Origin of the sequence: Streptomyces sp. WELS2, from assembly GCF_013870595.1 — a bacterium.
In the GTDB taxonomy this organism is placed as follows: domain Bacteria; phylum Actinomycetota; class Actinomycetes; order Streptomycetales; family Streptomycetaceae; genus Streptomyces.
The window spans coordinates 1-3946 of the sequence record NZ_JACBWZ010000602.1 but is presented as its reverse complement, the minus strand read 5'-3'; the positions used below and the strand labels follow the sequence as shown (position 1 = coordinate 3946).

The window sequence follows — 3946 nt, the reverse complement described above, 5'->3', positions numbered from 1 at the left end:
CACACCGCCCGAGGGGTCGTCGTCCCCGGACCGGCGCACCACGTCCCGTTCCGGCATGAGGATGTCCCGTACGACGACGACGCACAGGTACAGCGTGCCCAGCAGGTGCACCACGATCGCCCAGTGGTAGCCCTCCGTCGGCAGACCCTTGTGGGCGTCTCCGCTGGTCGTGTAGGCAAGATACATCCAGATGCCCAGGAAGTACGCCACCTCGCACGCCTGCCAGATCAGGAAGTCCCGCCACTTCGGCCGGGCGAGGACCGCCAGCGGCACCAGCCACAGGACGTACTGCGGCGAGTAGACCTTGTTGGTGAGGACGAAGGCGGCCACCATCAGGAAGGCCAGCTGGGCGAAGCGCGGCCGGCGCGGGGCGGTGAACGTCAGCGCGGCGATGCCGAGGAAGCACAACACCACCAGCACGGTGGCCGCGTTGTTGATGAAGCCGGTGGTGGGCGGGTCGCTGGAGTTCTGCGCCCAGATCAGCCAGAAGGAGCCGAAGTCGACGCCACGCTCCTTGCTGAAGGTGTAGAACTTCGCCCAGCCCTCGCGGATGTGGAAGCCCGACGCGTCGTGGGTGAGCATCACCGGCAGGTTCACCACGAGCCAGGCACCCACCGCGCCCGCCAGGGCCTGGAAGAACGCGCGCCACTTCCCGGCTCGCCAGCACAGCACCAGCAACGGGCCGAGCAGCAGGAAGGGATACAGCTTGGCGGCCGTGGCGAGGCCCAGCAGGACACCGAAGGCGAGGGCCCGGCCCCGCGACCACATCAGCATCGCGGCGGCCGTCAGCGCCACGGCGAGCAGGTCCCAGTTGATGGTCGCGGTCAAGGCGAAGGCAGGCGCCAGGGCGACCAGCAGGGCGTCCCAGGGGCGCCGGCGGTGGGTACGGGCCACGCAGACGGCGATGACGGCGGCGCACGCCATCAGCATCCCGGCGTTGACGAACCAGTACCACCGCTCCTGGTGCTGGAGGGAGCCGCTGTGCGGGGTCAGCCAGGAGGCCACCTCCATGAACACTCCGGTGAGGACCGGGTATTCGAGGTAGTCCATGTCGCCGGGGAGCTTGTCGAAGTACGGCACGAGACCGTCGGCGAATCCACGGCCCTGGTAGAGGTGCGGGATGTCCGAGTAGCAGGCGTGGGTGTACTGGCTGCTCGCGCCGAAGAACCAGGCGTTGTGGTAGCAGGGTGCCTTCTGGACCAGGCCGAGGGCGAACATGCCGATGGCCACGAGCGCCACGATCCGCACCGGGGTCCACCAGGAGTACCCGGGCAGGGCGCGCCTCCCCCGGGGACCACCGATCAGCTCACTGCCGGCGGCGGCGACCTCGTCCTCCCTGGTCGGCTGCACCGGTTCTGCCGCGGCGGGCCGCACGGGCTCGGGCTCGTGCTGGCTCGCGGGCGTCGTCTCTGCACTGGGCATGGGGCACATCCTGCCGTACCCGTCCGGTAAGCCGTACCCGTCCAGGAAGACGCCGAGGGCCGCCGCACCTCGTGGGTGCGACGGCCCATGTTTCACGTGAAACGCTCCGGGTCGGTCATACCGCGCCAACCGGCCGGAACCGGACTAACCCTGCGGGCCCGCGAAGATGCTTCCGCCGTCGTTGCCGTTCCCGTTGCCGTTGCCCCGGCTGTTCCCGGGCCCGGTGGTCTCCGTGCCCGTGGGCGTCGGGAAGGTGCCTCCGTCGGTACCGCCCGTGTCCGTGCCTCCGATACCGTCGCCGCCACCGTTGGTGCCGCCGTTGCCGTTGTCACCGCAGTTGTCGCCCCACCCGAAGCCACAGGTGTCGCTCGCCGAGGGGGTCGGCGTGGGCGTCGTCTTGCTGGGAGTCGGGGACGGCGTGGTGCTCGGGGTCCGGCTCGGGGTGGGGGTGAAGCTCGGGGTCGGTGAGGGGGCCCCCGCCTGGTCCTGGACCGTGCCGATGGGGGTGGCCTTCGGGAAGCCCGGGTCGTTCTGGCCCTTGAGCGCCGCCTTCATGTAGTCGGTCCACACCTGCGTCGGGATGTCACCACCGTGGATGGAGTCCGTGTTCGCGGTGCCGTTCATGGACAGCAGCTTGTGGTCCTTGGGATTCTCGCGGAACATCGCCACCGAGGTCGACAGCTGCTGGGTGTAGCCGACGAACCAGGCCGACTTGTTCTCGTCGGTGGTGCCGGTCTTGCCCGCCGCCGTGCGGCCGAGAGCGAGGGCCTTCTTGCCGGTGCCGTTCTGGATCACGTTCTCCAGGACGTCCGTGACGTTGTTGGCGATGTTGGGGTCCATCGCCTCCTTGGGGGCGGGCTTCGGCTTGACGAAGCTGGGCGCGTCGGAGCCGTTGAACTTGACGGCCGTCACCGAGTACGGGTCCGTCTGCTGACCGGACGCGGCGAAGGTCGCGTAGGCGTCGGCCATACGGATCGCGCTGGGCGTGGACGTGCCGATGGCGAAGGACGGGTTGAGGTCCTGCGACATGCTCTGGTCGAGGATGCCGGCCCGCCGGGCGACGTCGCGCACCTTGGTCATCCCCACGTCGACACCGAGCTGCACGAAGGGGGTGTTGATGGACTGCTCCATCGCCTTGCGCAGGGTGATGTAGCCCCAGGGGCGGGGGCCCTCGTTGTTCTGGAAGAAGTAGGAGTTGTCCTTGTTGAGGTAGTAGGTCCCGTCCGGTTTGCGGACCTTGAGGTGGTCGTTGCCGTTGTACTTGCTCAGCGGGGACACGCCCTGCCCGCCGGACTTGTACGTGCCGTACTCCATGGCCGCGGCGAGCACGAAGGGCTTCCAGGTCGAGCCCACGGGGACACCGGAGGTGTCGGCGTTGTTGGTGAAGTGGCCCTTCTCGTAGCCGTCACCGCCGTACAGCGCCACGATCGCGCCGTCCTTGGGCTTCACCGAGGCCGCGCCGAACTGGACGTACTTGTCCAGGTCCCGGTGCTCCGGGTCGAGCTTCTCCTCCTGCACCTTCTTCACGGCCTTCGCCAGCGCGCTGACCTTGTCCTTCTCGAAGGTCGTGTAGATCTGGTAGCCGCCCCTGTCGAACTGCGCCTCCGTGATGTCGGAGTGGGCGAGGACGTACTTCTTCGCTGTGTCGACCAGGTAGCTGACCTGGCCGGTCATGCCCCTGGTCGCCTTGCGGCCGTCGGGCTTGGGGTACTGGGCGATGGCTTCCTTGTACTCGGCGTCGCCGAGGTGCTTGTCCTTGTGCATCTCGCCGAGGATCCAGGCCCAGCGCTCCTTCGAGCGCCTCTCGTTGGCCTGCGGGGTCGCCGTCTTGTCGAGGTCCTGGTTGCCCGCCGGGTCGTAGTACGTCGGACCCTTGAGCAGCGCGGCGAGGACGGCGCACTCGCTCGGCTTGAGGTCGACGGCGTTCTTGCCGTAGTAGGTCTGCGCCGCGGCCTGGATGCCGTACGCGCCGCGCCCGAAGTACGAGGTGTTCAGATAGCCCTGGAGAATCTGGTTCTTGTCGAGCTTCGTGCCCACCTTTATGGAGATGAACATCTCCTTGAACTTGCGGGTGACCGTCTGCTCCTGGCTCAGGTACGTGTTCTTCACGTACTGCTGGGTGATCGTCGAGCCACCCTGCGTCTGGCCGCCCCGGGCCATGTTGGCCATGGCGCGCGCGATGCCCATGGGGTCCACGCCGGAGTCCTGGTAGAAGGACTTGTTCTCGGCGGAGATCACCGCCCACCGCATCGCCTCGGGGATCTGGTCGATGCTGACGTTCTGCCGGTTGACGCCCGTGCCCGTGGCCACCATCTGGGTGCCGTCGGACCAGTAGTAGACGTTGTTCTGCGACTTCGCCGCGTCGTTCTCGTTGGGGATCGACACCATCGCGTAGCCGACGCCGACCATCACCACCAGGCCGCCGACGAAGCCGACGAACAGCCCGCTGACCAGCTTCCACGACGGCACCCAGCGCCGCCAGCCGTACTTGCCGGCCCGGGGGTAGTCGATGAACCGCTTCTTG

At 67.9% G+C, this 3946-nt stretch carries 2 protein-coding genes; both read right to left on the bottom strand.

Translation table 11 applies throughout. The features are described 5' to 3' along the window. Window positions 1-1422: glycosyltransferase family 87 protein (locus H5J33_RS26455; RefSeq protein ID WP_181797364.1), on the bottom strand; the 1422-nt coding region annotated here is incomplete at its 3' end. Between the two features lie 144 nt (window positions 1423-1566). Next, window positions 1567-3891 carry a transglycosylase domain-containing protein gene (locus H5J33_RS26450; RefSeq protein ID WP_181797365.1) on the bottom strand — a complete coding sequence of 775 codons (2325 nt, stop codon included), beginning with the start codon at window positions 3889-3891 and terminating at the stop codon, window positions 1567-1569. Window positions 3892-3946: the final 55 nt, after the last annotated feature.